Raw genomic sequence first — 17,527 nt, 5'->3', positions numbered from 1 at the left:
CCGACACGACGAGGAACCCCCGATGACCGACACCGAGATCGAGACCGTCGACGCCTTCGTGGCCCGCGCCGAGACGTGGCTCGCCGCCAACATGCCGCCGCGCACCGGCGAACTGGGGATGCGTGGCTTCGGGTCCGACGAGGAGGAGCTGGCCTCGGTCGCCGAGGCCCGTCGCCTCCAGCGCACCCTCTTCGACGGCGGCTTCGCGGGCATCTGCTTCCCCCGGGAGTACGGGGGCCAGGGCCTGCCGGTCGAGTACCAGCTGGCCTTCAACAGGGCCTGCGCCCCCTACGAGATGCCCCGCATCTTCAACGTCCCGACGTTCGTCCCGTGCGCCGCCGTGCTGTTGGAGTTCGGCACCGAGGAGCAGAAGCAACAGCACATCCCGGCGATCCTGAAGGGCGAGGAGCTGTGGATGCAGTTCCTCTCCGAGCCGAGCGGTGGGTCCGACGTGGCCGGCGCGCTCACGACGGCGGTGCGCGACGGGGACGAGTGGGTGATCAACGGTTCGAAGGTCTGGACGACCGGGGCCTGGTGGTCCGACTACGGGCTGTGCCTGCTGCGCACCAACTGGGACGTGCCGAAGCACCAGGGCCTCTCGGTGTTCATCATCAAGATCCGCCAGCCCGACATCGAGGTGCAGCGGATCGAGATGATCAACGGGTCCAAGGAGTTCTGCCAGGAGTTCATGACCGACCTGCGCATCTCCGACGACCGTCGGGTCGGCGAGGTCGACGACGGGTGGACCATTGGCCGGCGCTGGATGTTCCACGAGCGCAACGCCATGGGCGGGGGCTCGCCGTACGTGAGCGGCCCGGCGCCGGGGCACGCCCCGCCGGAGGAGAGGGAGGACTCCCTCGTGGCGCTGGCCCGCGACACCGGTCGCCTCGACGACCCCCGGGCGCGCGACCTGATCGGCGAGGCCCGGGCGCTCCAGCGGGCCGGCACGGAGCTCAGCAAGCGGATCGGCGCGGGCATGGCCGCCGGCACGATCCCGGAGACCGCGGCGTCGATCGCCCGGCTCATGGGCGCCGTCGTGGGCGAGCGGACGACCACCATCCAGCTGGAGCTGGCCGGACCGGCCGGCGCGGCGTGGGACGCCGACGATCCTGCCGCCGACCTGGGGATGCGCTACCTGATGCGCCAGGCCAACAGCATCGGCGGCGGCACCACCGAGATGGCTCGCAACAACATCAGCGAGCGCGTGCTCGGGATGCCCCGTGAGCGCACGCTCGACAAGGACGTCGCCTTCCGCGAGGTCCCCAAGGGCCCGCCCGCCTCGGGCTGAGGGCCCCGCCCGAGCCCGTCCGGTCCGGCGGTCGTCCCGATCTGACACAGGCGTCACCCCGCCGCGTCGGGGTGCGCTAGAACGGTGCCCATGCGAGTCGAGTTCGATGCCGACGCCTGCACCGGGCACGGCCGGTGCTACGCCATCGGCCCGGAGTTCTACGACGCCGACGACGACGGGTACTGCGTCGACCCCACGGGGACCGTGCCCGCCGGGCTCGAGGCGGCGGCCCGACGGGGCGCGGAGAACTGCCCGGAGAACGCCATCACCATCGTCGAGTGACGGCCGCGGTCGGCGTCGCCGGGACCGGCGTCAGGCCGGTGCGCCCACGAACAGGCTGCGCCGGATCACGAACGCCGATGCGGTGACGGCCTGGTCCTCGGCGAGGTGCCCGAGGACCAGCACGTTGTAGGGGACCCGTTCGATGGCCGCGAGGAGGACGAGGGCATCCACCTCGGCGTCGCCGAACCCCCGCTGGTGGACGATGCGCACGAGCCGATCGAGCGACACCGCGGCGAACCCGAGCGAGAACTCGGCCAGGGCGGGGTCGGCCTGGCCGATCTCCTGCCAGGCGCTGATGATCCCGCCGTTGTCGCGGTAGGTGGCGAACCACCGTTCCAACCACTCGGTCAGACCGGCGCCCGCCCCGGCGGGGAAGGCTCCGAGCAGCTCGACCATCTGGGTGGCGGCGTCGGCGGCGAGCACCTGGAACAGGGCGTCCTTGCTGGCGAAGTAGCGGTAGAAGCTGCCGTGGGAGACCTTGGCCTCCTCGACGATGTCGTCGACCCGGGTGTCGTGGTAGCCGCAGATCGGCAGGATGGCGCTGGCGGCGTCGAGGAGCCGCTGGCGGGTCTGCTGGCCGCGGGGGCGCAGCGGTCGCGCGCCCCCGTCGGGGCTCGGGGAGGTGGGCCACTTGGGCGGGGTGGCCGCCGGCTCGGTGCGGGCCGGCTCGACGTTCACGCCCGGGAGGGGGCCGTGGAGGAGACGGTGGAGGCTGCGGGCCAGGCCCGTCAGGAACCGGTCCCGGTCGAGTTGGCCCAGGCCCACCCGCCAGTAGTGGATCGAGCGCAGGGCCACCGAGACGGCGACGGTGTCCGACGCCGGCGGGAGCGGACCGCCGGTGCCGGCGTCGAAGCTGGTCAGGATGACCTTGCCGAGGCGTTGGCCGACGGCCTGGGAGCCCCGGGCGGTGCGGGCCCGGGTGCGGCTGGCGGCCTGGAAGGAGGTGAGCATCGGGAAGTACGTGGTGCACAGCTCGGCCAGCTCGCCGAGCCAGCGCTCCAGCGCCTCGACGCCGTCGGCGTCGGCGGGGATCGCCGGGAGCTCGGCGGCCAGGGCGTCCATGGCCTTGGCCATGTGGGCGGCGAGGCGCCAGAAGACGTCGTCCTTTCCCGAGAAGTACTGGTAGAAGGCCGGGCGCGAGCAGCCGGCGGCCTCGGTGATCAGCTCGACCCTCGTGTCGTGGTAGCCGTGCTGCTCGAACATCTCGAGCGTGGCGTCGAGGATCCTTCGCTGGGTGGTCGCGCCGCGCTCGCCCACGAGGGGGTTGTCCCCGAACGGTGGACGTCGTACGACATCCGTGCCGTCCATGGCTCCCAACCTAGCGGTCACGGGTGCCCGGGCCGGGATCCGGCCCGGCCCGCCGGTCCGGGCTCGAGCTCACCGGGGCGGCCGGTCGATGACGGCCACGTCGTCGATGTGGGCCGGGGACTCGAGGACGTGCAGCACGGTGGCGGCCACGTCGTCGGGGCTCATGATGCCCTCGGACCCCAGCACGCCGGAGGCCAACCAGCGCTCGGTGGCCGCGCCCAGCGTCTCGGGGTCCCACGACGAGGCGAACTCGGTGTCGCCGGTGTTGCCGACCACCACCCGGGTGACGAGCAGCCCGGGGAACTCGAGCGGGAGGCACTTCATGAGCCCGTCGAGCGCGAACTTCGAGGTGGTGTAGAGGGCGAGGTCGGGGAACGGCCGGCGGACGGCCTTCGACGAGAGGACCACCAGCTGGCCTCCGCTGGCCACGAGGTGCGGAGCGACGGCGGTCGCCACGAGGGCGGCCCCGATCACGTTCGTGTCGAACACCTTGTGCCAGTCGGCCTGGGTGGCGTCGACCATCGGGAGCAGCGGCGACATGCCGACGGAGTTGACGACGGCGTCGAGCCCACCGAGGCCCTCCACGGCGGCGTCGACCACCGAGGCGATCGACGCTTCGTCGCGCACGTCGCCGGCGAGGGCCAGGCGGACGCCGTGGGCCTCGACCAGGCCGGCGAGGCGCTCCTCGCTGCGAGCGGTCACCGCGACGTGCGCCCCGCGTGCGGCGGCCAGGCGGGCGACGGCGGCGCCGATGCCGCTCGACGCCCCCACGACCAGGATTCGCTTGCCGTCAAGGACGTCGGTCATTCGAGAGCCTCGCTTCGGGAGTGGGGTCCGCGGCCCACCCGCGGGAAATGTCGGCCCCGGCTTGCGTCCCGCCCGGGGGCCACTAATCTAACATCACTGTCAGACACCGAAATCGTGGGGGGCCATGAGATGCAGGCAGAAGACCTGATCCTCGTCAGCGTCGACGACCACGTCGTCGAGCCGCCGGATCTCTTCGAGGGACGGCTCTCGGCCAAGGCCGCCGAGCGGGCCCCCTACGTGCAGCGCCTCGACGACGGGCGCGACGTCTGGATGTTCGAGGGCAACGCCATGCCCAACGTCGGGCTCAACGCGGTCGCGGGGCGCGTCCCCGAGGAGTGGGGCCTCGACGCCACCTCGTTCGACCAGATGCGCCCCGGTTGCTACGACATCCACGAGCGCATCCGCGACATGAACGTCAACGGCGTGCTCGGCTCGCTCAACTTCCCGAGCCTCACCGGCTTCGCCGGGCAGCTCTTCGGCACCTGCGACGACAAGGCGATCGCCCTGGAGCTCACGCAGGCGTACAACGACTGGCACATCGAGGAGTGGTGCGGCACCTACCCGGGCCGCATGATCCCGCTGACCATCCCGCCGCTGTGGGACGTCGACCTGATGGCCGCCGAGGTCCGTCGGACCGCCGCCAAGGGCGCCCACGCCGTCACCTTCTCGGAGAACCCCGAGAAGCTCGGCCGCCCGAGCTTCCACAACGACTACTGGGACCCGTTCTGGCAGGCGTGCGTCGAGACCAGCACCGTGGTGTGCCTGCACATCGGCTCGTCGTCGTCGCTGGTGATCACCGCGTCCGATGCGCCCATCGACGCCATGATCACGCTGCAACCCATGAACCTCGTGCAGTGCGCGGCCGACCTCCTGTGGTCGCCGGTGCTGCGGAAGTTCCCCCAGCTGCGGTTCGCCCTCTCCGAGGGCGGCATCGGCTGGATCCCGTACTTCCTGGAGCGGGTCGACTACACGTACCAGCACCACCACACCTGGACCAACCAGGACTTCGGGGACAAGCTCCCGAGCCAGGTGTTCAACGAGAGCATCTACACCTGCTTCATCGACGACGCCGCCGGCATGGAAGTCCGCCACCACCTGAACGGCGACCACATCATGTGGGAGTGCGACTACCCGCACTCCGACTCGACCTGGCCGAACGCGCCCGAGATGGCCTGGAAGTACCTGCAGGGCCTCCCGGAGGACGAGGTGCACAAGATCACCCACCTCAACGCCATGAAGGCCTATTCGTTCGACCCCTTCTCCCACATCCCACGGGAGCAGGCCACGGCCGGCGCGCTGCGGGCCCAGGCGGCGGATGTCGACACAGAGCTGGTGAGCTACGGCACGGGGAGGTTCCAGGACGAGGGTCTCGTGACCACGATGACCCTGGTCGAGCGCATGGCGGCGCGCGAGGGCAAGTAACCCCCGGACCGATCGGGAAGGATCGGTCCTCCCACCGCCCTCGACGTCGACCCGCATGGAGCCCACCCGATGACCGACCTGCCGTTCCGCGCCCTCCCGGTGCTCGACGAGACCACTGAGTTCTTCTGGACCTCCGGCGCCGACGGCCGGTTGCGGTTCCTGCGCTGCGCGTCCTGTGGGTACTTCCTCCATCCGCCGGGCCCACGGTGTCCCGAGTGCGGGGGGAGCGAGCTGGCGCCGCAGGCGGTGAGCGGGCGAGCGAGGGTGCTCACCTACACGGTCAACCACCAGCCGTGGGTGGGACCGGCGGACCCGTACGTGATCGCCATCGTCGGTTTGGCCGAGCAGGACGACCTGCGCCTCACGACCAACATCGTCAACATCGATGTCGACGACGTCGCCATAGGGATGGAGGTGCAGGTCACCTTCGAGCACCAGGGCGACGTGTGGCTCCCGCTGTTCGAGAGGGTGGAGCCGTGACCGACTTCGAACGACGCTCCATCATCTCCGGCATCGGCCAGTCCGACATCGGCCGACGACTCAACCGCACCGGGCTCGACCTGACCGTCCAGGCCGCGCTGGCGGCGGTGGCCGACGCCGGGCTGACCCTGGCCGACATCGACGGCATCGCCACCTACCCGGGAGGTGGCATGGCCGGCGCGCCCGGCTTCGCCGGCCCCGGTACGCCCGAGGTCCAGGAGGCCCTACGGCTCGAGGTGAACTGGCACACCGGCGGCATCGAAGGTCCCGCGCAACTCGCGGCGGTCGTGAACGCGGTGATGGCCGTCGGTGCCGGCCTGGCCAATCACGTGCTCGTGTACCGCACGGTGACCGAGGCGACGGCGCAGGGCGCAGGGGGTCGACAGGGCATCGGCGGCGGCGGAGGCGGGATCAGCGGCTCGATGCAGTGGAACATCCCGTTCAGGGCCTACTCAGCAGCCAACTGGCTGGCCATGAACGCGCAGGCGCACTTCCACGAGTACGGCACCACCCGCGAGCAGATGGGCATGATCGCCGTCACCGCCCGCCGCAACGCGGCGCTCAACCCGAACGCCATCTACACCGACCCCATGACGCTCGACGACTACCTGGCCGCCCGAACGATCACCACCCCGTTCGGCCTCTTCGACTGCGACGTGCCCGTCGACGGGTCGACGGCGCTCGTCGTCTCGCGCGCCGAGCACGCGTCGGCGGTCGACCACCCCGTGGCGCGTGTCGAGGCCATGGGGACGGCGCTGCGGGGCCGTCCCTCCTGGGACCAGTTCGACGACCTCACCACCATGGCCGCTCGCGACGCCGGCGCCCACCTCTGGACGCGAACCGACCTCACTCCGGCCGACGTCGACCTCGTCGAGCTCTACGACGGCTTCAGCTTCCTGGCCATGGTCTGGCTCGAGGCCCTGGGCTTCTGCGGCAAGGGGGAGTCGGGCCCGTTCATCGAGGGCGGCAGCCGGATCGCGCTCGACGGCGAGCTGCCGCTCAACACCCACGGGGGCCAGCTCTCGGCGGGAAGGTTGCACGGCTTCGGGTTCATCCACGAGGCGGTGCTCCAGCTCCGGGGCGAGGCCGGCGCCCGGCAGGTGGCCGGTGCCGAGGTGGCTGCGGTCGGCAACGGCGGTGGCCCCATCGCGGGGACGCTCCTGCTGAGTCGGCACGCCTGACCCTGCCGATCGGGTGACGGCGGGTCCGGCGGTCGACGCGACGAAAATCGGGGAAATCGCGAGCATCTGACGTTCGTGTCACCTAGTGTGGCGCCCGACACACCTGGACCCGGGGGGGATTCGGCAATGCGTATGAGGAACCGACTGCTGGCCATCGTGCTGGCGCTGGCGTTCGTGGCTGCGGCCTGCAGCAACTCCGACTCGGACTCCGGCTCGTCGCCGAGCACCACCTCGGGTTCGTCCGGCACCGCCGTCGAGGGCGACCGCGACACCTTCGTCGAGATCAGCGGCGTGCCCGGCGTGACCGACGATGCCATCAGCTACGCCGTCATCGGCACCAAGGCCAACAACCCTCTGGGCACCTGCATCCTCGACTGCTACGAGGCCGGTGTGAAGGCCTACTTCGAGTACCAGAACACCGAGTTCAACGGCATCTACGGCCGCCAGCTCGAGATCGGGCAGACCCTCGACGACGAGCTCGCCCAGAACCAGGCCCGCTCCATCGAGGTCATCTCCGGCGGCGAGGCCTTCGGCGTCTTCGTGGCCACCCTCGTGGCGTCCGGCTACGGCGACCTCAACGACGCCGGCGTGCCCACCTACGGGTGGGGCATCCACGCCACCGAGGTCACCGGTCGCGAAGCCATCTTCCCGAGCGCGCCGCCGGCGTGCGCCGACTGCACCACCCGGGGCGGCTCCTACCTGCTCCAGCAGGCCGGCAAGACCAAGGTGGCGTCGCTCGGCTACGGGGTGAGCGAGAACTCCAAGGTCTGCTCCCAGTCCCGCAAGGAGTCGTTCGAGAAGTACTCCGACGTCACCGGCGCCGAGGTCGTCTACTTCAACGACGACCTCGCCTTCGGCCTGCCCAACGGCATCGGCCCGGAGGTGACCGCCATGAAGGACGCCGGCGTCGAGTACATCTCCACCTGCATGGACCTCAACGGCATGAAGACCCTCGCCCAGGAGCTCGACCGCCAGGGCATGTCCGACGTGATCCTCGACCACCCCAACACCTACAACCAGGCGTTCGTCACCGAAGCCGGGACCATCTTCGAAGGCGACTACGTCACCCCGGTCTTCCGCCCCTTCGAGGCCACCCCGAACGAGGCCCAGCAGAAGTTCGAGGAGTACATCGCCAAGGTCGGAGCCGAGCCCTCTGAGCTCGCCATGACCGGCTGGATCAACGCCACCCAGGCGGTGCAGGGCCTCCTGCTCGCCGGGCCGGACTTCACCCGCCAGAGCGTGATCGACGCCACCAACACCCAGACCGCCGACACGGCGGGCGGTCTGCTGCCGCCCATCGACTGGACCCGTCAGCACACCCCGCCCACCCAGGAGACACCCGAGGACGGCAGCGTCTTCGAGTGCTTCGCCCCGGTCAAGGTGGTCAACGGCCAGTTCGAGACGGTCGCCGACCCCGCCACACCGTTCATCTGCTGGCCGAACACCTCCCGGGACTGGGTCGAACCGGAGCAGAAGGACTTCGAGGCGAGCTGATCGAGCACGTCGCTGAGCCCCCGATCACCACCGACCCACACAAGGTGACGACCACGTGATCCTCTCGACCGGCGTCCCGGAGGACATCTTCCGGGCCATCCTCCAGGGCACCCCGCCGGGGGCGGTCTACGCCCTCATCGCCCTCGGCTTCGTCCTGACCTACAAGACGTCGGGCGTGTTCAACCTGGCCTTCGGGGCCCAGGCCTACGTGTCGGCCGCGATGTTCTTCAAGGCCCGCACCGAATGGGAGTGGCCGATCGTCCCGGCCTTCGTCGTGTCCGTGGTGATCCTGGCGCCACTGGTGGGCCTCGTCCTCGAGCGCCTCATCTTCCGACACCTCCGCACCGCATCGGCGGTGTCGAAGCTCGTGGTCTCCATCGGCCTCACCGTGGCGATGCCGGCCATCTTCGACATCGTGGCCAACTTCACGGCGGTCGCCGGGAGCACGCCCACCGGCATCGTGTCGGAGGGGTCGACGGTGTTCTACGACCCGTTCGGCGTCTACCCCTTCAGCCGCAACGAGCTCGCCCAGCTCTTCGTGGCGGTGGCGGCGATGCTCGGGTTGGGGGCCCTCTTCAAGTTCACGGCGCTCGGCCTGAAGATGCGGGCGGTGGTCGAGAGCCCGCGGATGACCGAGCTGAACCGGATCAACTCCAACCGGGTCTCGGCGTTCTCGTGGGCGCTGTCGAGCTTCTTCGCCGGTCTCGCCGGGGTGCTCATCGCCCCCCGCTTCAACACCCTCGTCGCCCCCGACTTCTTCGGCCTGGTGGTCGTGGCCGTGGCCGCCGCCGCCGTCGGGCGTCTGGTCAGCCTGCCGAGGGCGTTGATCGGCGGGATCGGCCTGGGCATCACCATCTCCCTGTTCAACACGTTCATCCCGCAGTGGAGCGACTCGCTCGCCTGGCTCCGGCCCATCCAGGACAACATCACGCCGGCCGTCCCGTTCCTGTTGCTGTTCGGGATCTTCGTGTTCTGGCCGGCCATCCGGAAGGCGCCGGAGTCCACCGACCCGATGGCAGGCGTCGACCCGCCCCCGCCCGTCGACCTCAACCTCACCCGCTCCAAGCTGCTCACCCGGGCGACGTGGGTGTTCGGGATCGTCTTCCTCACGACGGTGTTCTCGGTGGTCTTCTTCCGGGGCGACCAGTTCTGGGTGTTCGTCGTCACCCAGGCCGTCGTGCTCTCGATGATCTTCCTCTCCATCACGGTCATCACCGGCTTCGCCGGACAGATCTCCCTGTGCCAGGGGGCCTTCGCGGCGATCGGCGGCTTCACCGTCTTCCAGCTCGCCACGCGCCACGAGATCTCCGTGCTCCTCGGCGCGTTCATCGGGGCCGTCATCGCCGCGGCGATCGGCGCGCTCCTGGCCTTCCCCGTCCGCCGACTGGGCGGGGTGTGGCTGGCCATCGCCACCCTGGCGTTCGCGTTCTTCTTCGACGCCGTCGTCGTCAAGCTCTCCTGGGTGGGCGGGGGCGGCACGTCGCTGCTCCAGGGCACCCGCATCCCGCGCCCCACACTCGGGCCGTTCGACTTCGCCAACGACAAGACCTTCCTCGCGCTGGCGTTGATCATGTTCGTGATCGTCGGGGTCGTCGTCATCCAGCTCCGCGAAGGAACCTTCGGTCGGACGCTGCGGGCCATCCAGGGCAGCGAGGTGGCCGCGCAGTCGATCGGCATCGCACCGGCCAGGGCCCGGATGATCGCCTTCGCCGTCTCGGCCTTCATCGCCGGGCTGGGCGGGGCGATGCTGGCGATCTCGCAGGAGAACGTCAACTACGCCAACAACTTCGCCCCCACGGCGGCGCTGTTCTGGCTGGTGCTCGTCGTGAGCCTCAGCGCCCGAACGGTGGCCGGCGCCGCGCAGGCCGGCGGTGCGTTCGCGCTGTTCGACGCCGTCATCCTGAAGGGCGCGTTCCTCGGCTGGATCCTCGGGGGGGCCAGCCGGATCCCCGACGTGTTCCCGATCTCGCCGCAGTGGCGCTTCGTCCTCTTCGGGCTCACCTCGGTGCAGTACGCCAAGCACCCCGAGGGCATGCTCGAGTACGGCACTCGCCGCTCGACGGCCCGGGTCGACGCCTGGTTGGCCCGCAAGGGTTGGGTGGAAGTCCCCGGCGACGGCGGCCCCGGACCGCCCGACGACCCCGGTGTCGGCGCCGACCCCGGACCCGACGACGATCCCGGTCCCTCGGTCGAGACTGCCCCGACGGTGGAGGCCTCCCGGTGAGCCCCCTGCTCGAGGCCACGCAGATCGTCAAGTCGTTCTCCGGCATCAGGGCCCTCGACGGTGTCGACCTCGCCGTCGACGAGGGCGAGCGCGTCGGGCTGATCGGCCCGAACGGGGCCGGCAAGACCACGTTCTTCAACTGCCTCCTCGGCATCAACCCCCAGACCTCGGGCACCGTGGTGTTCGACGGCCGCGACATCGGCTCGCTCTCCGTGCACCGGCGGGCGCAGGCGGGGATCGGGCGCACCTTCCAGCGCATCGAGCTGTTCGCCGACACGACGGTCCGCGAGCACCTGCTCATCGCCGAGCGGGTGCGCAACGGCACCGGGTCGTTCTGGAAGGACCTGGTGGGCCTCGGTCGTCCGAAGCCCGACGAGATCCGCCGGGCCGACGAGGTCCTCGGCCTGCTCGGCCTGTCCGAACTGGCCGACTCGCCGATCGAGATGCTCAGTCTGGGCAAGGGCCGACTCGTCGAGGTGGGCCGGGCCCTCATGACCGAGCCCAAGCTCCTCCTCCTCGACGAGCCGTCCTCCGGGCTCGACCGCACCGAGACCGCTGCCCTCGCCGAGACGCTGCGCGACGTCCAGGCCCAGCAGGGCTTCGCCATCCTGCTCGTCGAGCACGACGTCGAGCTGGTCACGAGCTTCACCGAGCGCACCTACGTCCTCGACTTCGGGCGCACCATCGCCTCGGGCGCGACCGCCGACGTCATGGTCGACCCGCTCGTGCGTCACGCCTACCTCGGCGACGTGGTGGTGGACCTGTGACCGAGACGCCCCCCATGCTCGAGCTCCGTGACGTGAAGGCCGCCTACGGGCCGTTCCGTGCCCTCTTCGGGGTCTCCTTGACCGTCGGGCGGGGCGAGGCGGTCGCGCTCCTCGGCGCCAACGGCGTGGGCAAGACGACCGTCGCCCGCGTGGCCACCGGGCTGGTGCCGCCCTCGGAGGGGCAGGTGTTCGTCGAGGGCATCGACATGTCGGGGCGACCCACACGCGACTTCGCCCGCATGGGCGTGGCCCACGCCCCGGAGGGTCGTTCGGTCTTCGCCACGTTCACCGTGGAGGAGAACCTCACGCTGTCGTTCCGCGAGTCCCTCGGCAAGCGGGGGGTGCACGACGGGCTCGAACGGGCCTTCGAGCTGTTCCCCCGTCTCCGTGACCGACGGTCCCAGATCGCCGGCACGCTCTCGGGGGGTGAGCAGCGGATGCTCTCGCTCGCCCGGGTCATGGTCGAGTCGCCGCCGTTGCTCATCGCCGACGAGCTCTCCCTGGGGTTGGCGCCGGTCATCATCAACGAGGTCTACGACACCCTCGCCGTCATCCGCGACGCCGGCACCTCGCTGTTGATCGTCGAGCAGATGATCGGACCGGCGCTGCGCCTCTGCAGTCGTGCCGTCCTGCTCGACCGGGGGACGGTGACCTGGGAGGGCGACGCTGAGGGGGCCGCCGACGTCGTCGCCTCCAGCCTCTTCGAAGGAGCGTGACGATGGAGTTCGATCCGTTCAGCCAGGAGTTCTTCGAGGACCCCTACGAGGTGTACCGGTGGCTGCGTGACGAGGCGCCCGTGTACCACAACGAGCGGATCGGCTTCTGGGCGGTGTCGCGGTACCACGACTGCATCGAGGTGCACCGCGACGTGGCCGCGTTCACCTCCACCCGGGGCCTCACGATCGACCAGCTGACCAGCGAGGACTTCGGGTCGATCAGCTCGGGCATCAACTCGATGATCATGATGGACCCCCCGATGCACGACCGGCTCCGCAAGCTGGTCAACCGGGCGTTCACCCCCCGTCGGATCGCCGAGTGGGAGCCCGTCGTCTCCCGGGTCATCACCGCGGTGATGGACCCGCTCGAGGGCCGGGACGACTTCGACGTCGTCAAGGACGTCAGCGGGCCGTTCCCCGTCGAGGTCATCTGCGAGATCGTCGGTATCCCCGAGGCCGACCGCCAACAGATCCGGCACTGGACCGACTCGTTGCTCGAGCGCGAGATCGGCAACCCGTTCCCCACCCAGGCCGGGATCGACGCCGCCATCGCCTCCGGCGCCTACATCAACGCGTTGGTGGCCGACAAGCGGGCCCACCCGAGCGACGACATGATCGGGCACCTGATCGAGGCGCAGGTCGAGCGGGAGGACGGCGCCGTCGACCACCTCACCGACGACGAGATCGCCGGGTTCATCGGCCTGCTCACCGCGGCCGGCAGCGAGACCGTCACCAAGCTCGTGGGCAACGCGGTGCTCACCTTCGCCGACAACCCCGACGAGCTGGCCAAGATGACCTCCGACCCCTCGAAGACCCCCGGGGCGGTCGAGGAGGCCATGCGCTACCGCGCCCCGTCCCAGTACCAGGGCCGTTACTCGCTGAAGGACCGTGAGATCGCTGGGGTCACCATTCCGGCCGGCAACCCCGTCCTCATCCTCACCGGCGCCGCCAACCGCGACCCCCGGGCCTACGACGACCCCGATCGCTTCGACATCGAGCGGGAGGGCCCGTTGCCGATCGCCTTCGGCCACGGGATCCACTACTGCATCGGTGCCCACCTGGCCCGCCTCGAGAGCCGTGTCGCGCTCGACGAGCTCTACCGACGTTGGCCCGACCTCGAGGTCGACCGCGACGGGGTGCGCTGGGTGCAGATGTCGAACGTGGCCGGCCCGGCCAACGTCCCCGTCGCCGCCTGAGCCCTGCGCGTCACGCATGATCGTCACCCGTGGTCGTCGCCTGTCGCCCCGATCTGACGTTCACGTCAGCTTCGCTCTAGCCTGACGCGACGAGAGGAGTGATGCCCGTGTCCGATCAGGCCGACGACGCCGAGGGGTTCCGCCGTGAGTTCCGGGCGTGGCTCGACGAGAACTTCACCGACGAGGTCCGGGCCGCGCTGGCCGGGGACGACGACGACGAGCGCTTCGACGCCCACCGCAAGTGGAACGCCACCCTGGTCGACGCTGGCTACGGGGCGATTGCCTGGCCCCGGGAGTTCGGCGGTCGTGACGCGGGGATCGCCGAGCAGCTCGCCTTCAACGAGGAGACGGCCCGCGCCGGCGTCCCCGGTCCGGTGAACGCCATCGGGGTGGCCAACATCGCCCCCGCCATCATGGCGATGGGGACCGCCGAGCAGAAGGAGCGGTTCCTCCAGCCGATGCTGCGCGGCGACGAGATCTGGAGCCAGGGGATGTCCGAGCCCGGCGCGGGCTCCGACCTGGCATCGTTGTCGTGCCGGGCGGTCCTCGAGGGCGACCACTTCGTGGTGAACGGCCAGAAGACCTGGAACTCCAACGGGAACCGCGCCGACTGGTGCCAGCTCTACGTCCGCACCAACCTCGACGTCCCGAAGCACCAGGGCATCACGTGCCTGCTCGTCGACATGCGCACCCCCGGCATCGAAGCGCGGCCGATCGTCACCATGGCGGGGACGACCGAGTTCAGCGAGCTGTTCTTCACCGACGCCCGGATCCCGGTGTCGGCCCTGCTCGGCGAGGTCGACGGCGGGTGGGCGGTGGCGACCAACACGCTGAGCAACGAGCGGGCCGGTGTGGCGAGCATGTACCTCAGCGTCCGGGCCACGCTCGACCGGGTCCTCGTCGCCGCGGGAGAGGAGGGGCCGTCGGGACGGCGGCCCCTCGACTCGCCGATCGTGCGCGACGACCTGATGCGCCGCTTCGTCGAGGTGCGCCTCCTCGAGTTCCTGGCCAAGCGGGCGCTCGGCGCGGCATTGGCCGGACGCCCGCCGGGGCCCGAGGGCAGCATCATGAAGCTGGCGTGGTCGCAGACCAGCCAGCGCGTGGCGGCCAGCGCCGTCGACGCCCTCGGCCTCGCCGCCCTCGACGGGTCATGGGGGAGGGGCCTGCTCGGCTCGGTCTCGTTGACCATCGCCGGGGGCACCACCGAGGTGAACAGGAACATCATCGGCGAGCGGGTCCTCGGCCTGCCCCGCGAGCCCAAGGCGGCCCGACCGGGCTGACCGACCGGTGGGCCGGATCACAGCATCGACAGCGGCCCGCGGGCCCGGACAGGGGGAACGGCAATGGCAGGGATCATGGACGGCGTCAGGGTGCTGGAGGTGGCGTTCTGGACCTACGTCCCGTCGGCCGGGGCGGTGCTGGCCGAGTGGGGCGCCGACGTGTTGAAGATCGAGCACCCCGACGGCGGTGACCCCCAACGGGGCCTGGTCACGTCGGGGCTCGTCCCGAGCGGGCCAGGTGGTGTCAACCACATGATCGAGCTCCCCAACCGGGGCAAGCGCAGCGTGGCCATCGACCTCAAGACCGACGAGGGGCATGACCTGCTCATGGAGCTCGCCGCCACCTCCGACGTGTTCCTCACCAGCATCCTCCCGGCCAGCCGGAGGGCCATGCGCATCGAGGTCGAGGACATCCGGGCGGCGAACCCGAACATCATCTACGCCCGGGGCTCCGGTCAGGGCCAGGAGGGCCCGGAGGCCGAGCGCGGCGGGTACGACGGCTGCTCGTTCTGGGCCCGCACCGTGGCCGACATCGCCACCCCGGCGGGCGCCGACTGGCCCGCCAACCAGCCCGGCCCGGCCTTCGGCGACCTCATCGGCGGGCTCACCATCGCAGGGGGCATCTCGGCGGCGCTCTTCCACCGGGAGCGCACCGGTGAGGCGCTGGTGGTCGACAACTCGCTCATGGCGACGGGGATGTGGGCGACCGGGGCGACCCTGCTCGCCGCCGGACTGTTCGGCATGGACACCATGCCGTCGTTCGACCGGACCCAGGCCCCGAACCCCATCGTGAACACCTACAAGACCTCCGACGGCCGCTTCCTGTCGCTGATCATGTTGCAGGCCGACCGCTACTGGCCCGACCTGGTGCAGCGCATCGGGCGCCCCGAGCTGCTCGACGACCCCCGGTTCGTCGACGCCGCCGCCCGTCGGGAGAACGCCCCGGCGTGCGTGGCGGCCCTCGACGAGATCTTCGCCAGCCGCACGTTCGAGGAGTGGAAGGCGGTGCTGGCCGACGCCGAGGGGGTGTGGGGTCCGGTGGCGAGGCCCGGGGAGCTCCTGGAGGACCCGCAGGTGCTGGCCAACGGCTACGTCCGGGACGTGGAGAGCGCCTCGGGGTCGTCGTTCCGGATGGTCCCGTCGCCGATCCAGTTCGATCGCACCCCGCCGGACCTCACCCGCGCCCCCGATCTGGGCGAGCACACCGACGAGGTGCTGCTCGAGCTGGGCAAGGACATGGACGAGATCATCGAGCTGAAGCTGGGCGGCTCCGTCCTCTGAGCGTCGGCATCAGGTCGTCGTCGCGCTCAGAACGCGGCGACGACCTGGTCGCCGAACGCGGCCAGCGTGGCGGGCGGGGCGAAGTCGGCGAACCACACGTACACCCGCTCGACGCCTCGGCGGTGAAGGTCCCGGTAGTGCTCGAGGAGCTCGTCGGCGTCGCCGCTCACCAGCCCGCCGCCCATCGTGCCGAACCGCCGGGTGGCCAGCGCCAACGTCTCGTCGCGGGTGGCGGGATCGGCGACGAAGGCCACCATTTCCTGTGTGCTGGCGCGGGCGCTGCCTGTCCGGGGGCGCAGCGCGTCGAACCGGTCGAGGGCGTAGAGCGGGCAGTTCCACCAGGTCGCGTGGGCGGCGACGAGGTCGATCGTGCGGGGGCCGGCGCCTCCGATGACGATGGGGATGTCGCCGAGGGGCGTCGGGCGCTGCACGCCGTCGTGGATCCGGTGGTGGTCGCCCTCGAACTCGACCGTCTCCCCCGACCAGAGGGCGCGGACCACGGTCAACGTCTCGGCCAACCGGGCCACCCGGGTGGGGGCGTCCGTGGCGCCGACGCCGAAGCGGTCGAACTCGGCGGTGACCGAGCCCCATCCGATGCCCAGCTCGAAGCGCCCTCCCGAGGCGTGGTCGAGGGTGACGGCCTGCTTGGCGAGCACCGCCGGATGGCGGAACGAGTCGCACAGCACGAGGTGACCGATGGTGAGCGTGTCGGTGTGGGCGGCCAACCACGCGGCGGTGATCATGGCGTCGTACATGTCGTGCCCCTCGGCCATCGGCGGAGCCAGGTGGTCCATGAGGGCGATGCCGGTGAAGCCCGATGCCTCGGCGGCGCGGGCCCGTTCGACCATGGCGTCGAGCGACAGGCGCATCTGGGGCAGGAACAGGTGGAACTCGGGCGCGTCGTTCATCGGACCTCCAGGGAGACGACAGACTAACATCGGCGTCACTTTCCTCTCCCCGATCGGAGCGCTTCCGTGGACGATTCCCTCCAGTACGACGGCACCCGGGTGGTGGTCACCGGCGCTGCGTCGGGGATGGGCGCCGCGTGCGCGACCGCCCTCACCGGGCTCGGCGCCGAGGTGCACGCTCTCGACGTGAACGAGGGCTCGGCCCCCGTCGCGGCCTTCCACCGCTGCGACCTGGCCGACCCGGCGGCGATCGAGGCGACGGTCGCCGAGATCGGCGGGCCGGTCGACTCGCTCTTCAACTGCGCCGGTCTTCCCACGACCGCCCCGAGCCAGAAGATCATGGTGGTCAACTTCGTCGGGCACCGACACCTGACCGAGGCGCTGTTGCCCCACATGCCACGCGGCTCGAGCGTCGGGTTCATCAGCTCGGCGGCCGGGATGGGCTGGATCATGAGCATGGCCAACCTGTTCGGGCTGCTCACCACCGAGGGGTTCGACGCCGGTCGGGCCTGGTGCGAGGACAACGCCGAGCTCATCGGGGACAACGGCTACGGCTTCTCGAAGGAGGCCATCAACGCCTACGTGGCCCACCGGGGCTTCCAACTCGCGCCCGAGGGCATCCGCGTGAACGGGATCATGCCCGGGCCGACCGACACCCCGATGATGCCGTCGTTCGTCGAGAGCATGGGCGAGGACTTCTTCGCCACGTTCCCCAAGCCGGTGGGCCGCAACTCCACACCGGAGGAGCAGGCGTGGCCGCTGATCATGTTGAACAGCCGCCGCTCGAGCTACGTCACGGCCACGACCCTGATGACCGACGGCGGGTTCTCCGGCGGCATCTACACGGGTGGGATCGACCCCTCGATCCTGGTGCCGCCGGCCGACTGAGCGCC

General features: G+C 70.5%; 16 protein-coding genes. 13 read left to right on the top strand and 3 right to left on the bottom strand.

The features are described 5' to 3' along the window. The first annotated feature begins 22 nt into the window (after positions 1–22). Both MUE36_07995 and MUE36_07990 read left to right on the top strand, forming a co-directional pair. Positions 23–1,288 (top strand): acyl-CoA dehydrogenase family protein, encoded by a 1,266-nt coding sequence (locus MUE36_07995; protein MCU0310868.1) that lies wholly within the window; start codon positions 23–25, stop codon positions 1,286–1,288. 90 nt (positions 1,289–1,378) lie between these two features. After that, on the top strand, positions 1,379–1,570 hold the full coding sequence (locus MUE36_07990; GenBank protein ID MCU0310867.1) for a ferredoxin: 192 nt from the start codon (positions 1,379–1,381) through the stop codon (positions 1,568–1,570). A 30-nt stretch (positions 1,571–1,600) separates the two neighbouring features. Here the strand turns inward: MUE36_07990 and MUE36_07985 are convergent, their stop codons facing one another. Both MUE36_07985 and MUE36_07980 read right to left on the bottom strand, forming a co-directional pair. Next, positions 1,601–2,878 carry a TetR/AcrR family transcriptional regulator gene (locus MUE36_07985; GenBank protein MCU0310866.1) on the bottom strand — a complete coding sequence of 426 codons (1,278 nt, stop codon included), beginning with the start codon at positions 2,876–2,878 and terminating at the stop codon, positions 1,601–1,603. 69 nt (positions 2,879–2,947) lie between these two features. Continuing rightward, on the bottom strand, positions 2,948–3,685 hold the full coding sequence (locus tag MUE36_07980) for an SDR family oxidoreductase (protein MCU0310865.1): 738 nt from the start codon (positions 3,683–3,685) through the stop codon (positions 2,948–2,950). Positions 3,686–3,814: 129 nt separating this feature from the next. Between MUE36_07980 and MUE36_07975 the strand changes: the two genes are divergently transcribed. From MUE36_07975 to MUE36_07930, 10 genes are all read left to right on the top strand, one after another. Continuing rightward, positions 3,815–5,107 carry an amidohydrolase gene (locus tag MUE36_07975; protein MCU0310864.1) on the top strand — a complete coding sequence of 431 codons (1,293 nt, stop codon included), beginning with the start codon at positions 3,815–3,817 and terminating at the stop codon, positions 5,105–5,107. Positions 5,108–5,176: 69 nt separating this feature from the next. Beyond that, on the top strand, positions 5,177–5,587 hold the full coding sequence (locus MUE36_07970; GenBank protein ID MCU0310863.1) for an OB-fold domain-containing protein: 411 nt from the start codon (positions 5,177–5,179) through the stop codon (positions 5,585–5,587). After that, complete coding sequence (locus MUE36_07965) at positions 5,584–6,768, top strand: thiolase family protein (protein ID MCU0310862.1); 1,185 nt, start codon at positions 5,584–5,586, stop codon at positions 6,766–6,768. Before MUE36_07970 ends, MUE36_07965 begins: the two co-directional genes overlap by 4 nt. Before the next feature lie 126 nt (positions 6,769–6,894). Further along, on the top strand, positions 6,895–8,262 hold the full coding sequence (locus MUE36_07960; protein MCU0310861.1) for an ABC transporter substrate-binding protein: 1,368 nt from the start codon (positions 6,895–6,897) through the stop codon (positions 8,260–8,262). Positions 8,263–8,317: 55 nt separating this feature from the next. Then, positions 8,318–10,486 carry an ABC transporter permease gene (locus MUE36_07955; protein ID MCU0310860.1) on the top strand — a complete coding sequence of 723 codons (2,169 nt, stop codon included), beginning with the start codon at positions 8,318–8,320 and terminating at the stop codon, positions 10,484–10,486. Then, the gene (locus MUE36_07950; protein MCU0310859.1) at positions 10,483–11,253 is read left to right on the top strand and encodes an ABC transporter ATP-binding protein; all 771 of its coding nucleotides are present in this window, start codon (positions 10,483–10,485) and stop codon (positions 11,251–11,253) included. The genes MUE36_07955 and MUE36_07950 overlap by 4 nt, the downstream gene beginning before the upstream one ends. Before the next feature lie 14 nt (positions 11,254–11,267). After that, a complete protein-coding gene (locus MUE36_07945) occupies positions 11,268–11,969 on the top strand; it encodes an ABC transporter ATP-binding protein (GenBank protein MCU0310858.1) in 702 nt (233 codons plus the stop codon). 2 nt (positions 11,970–11,971) lie between these two features. Then, positions 11,972–13,165: a cytochrome P450 gene (locus MUE36_07940; GenBank protein MCU0310857.1), complete on the top strand. Its 1,194-nt coding sequence runs from the start codon at positions 11,972–11,974 to the stop codon at positions 13,163–13,165. A gap of 107 nt (positions 13,166–13,272) precedes the next feature. Next, positions 13,273–14,445: an acyl-CoA dehydrogenase family protein gene (locus MUE36_07935; protein MCU0310856.1), complete on the top strand. Its 1,173-nt coding sequence runs from the start codon at positions 13,273–13,275 to the stop codon at positions 14,443–14,445. A 63-nt stretch (positions 14,446–14,508) separates the two neighbouring features. Then, the gene (locus MUE36_07930) at positions 14,509–15,726 is read left to right on the top strand and encodes a CoA transferase (GenBank protein ID MCU0310855.1); all 1,218 of its coding nucleotides are present in this window, start codon (positions 14,509–14,511) and stop codon (positions 15,724–15,726) included. Between the two features lie 26 nt (positions 15,727–15,752). Here the strand turns inward: MUE36_07930 and MUE36_07925 are convergent, their stop codons facing one another. After that, positions 15,753–16,634: an LLM class flavin-dependent oxidoreductase gene (locus MUE36_07925; GenBank protein MCU0310854.1), complete on the bottom strand. Its 882-nt coding sequence runs from the start codon at positions 16,632–16,634 to the stop codon at positions 15,753–15,755. A gap of 66 nt (positions 16,635–16,700) precedes the next feature. Between MUE36_07925 and MUE36_07920 the strand changes: the two genes are divergently transcribed. After that, the gene (locus MUE36_07920) at positions 16,701–17,522 is read left to right on the top strand and encodes a coniferyl-alcohol dehydrogenase (GenBank protein MCU0310853.1); all 822 of its coding nucleotides are present in this window, start codon (positions 16,701–16,703) and stop codon (positions 17,520–17,522) included. The last annotated feature ends 5 nt before the right edge of the window (positions 17,523–17,527 follow it).

The organism is Acidimicrobiales bacterium (genome assembly GCA_025455885.1).
Taxonomy (GTDB): Bacteria; Actinomycetota; Acidimicrobiia; order Acidimicrobiales; family Acidimicrobilacustridaceae; genus Rhabdothermincola_A.
Note: the sequence above shows the minus strand (reverse complement) of the source record. Positions and strands in the feature narration are given on the sequence as shown.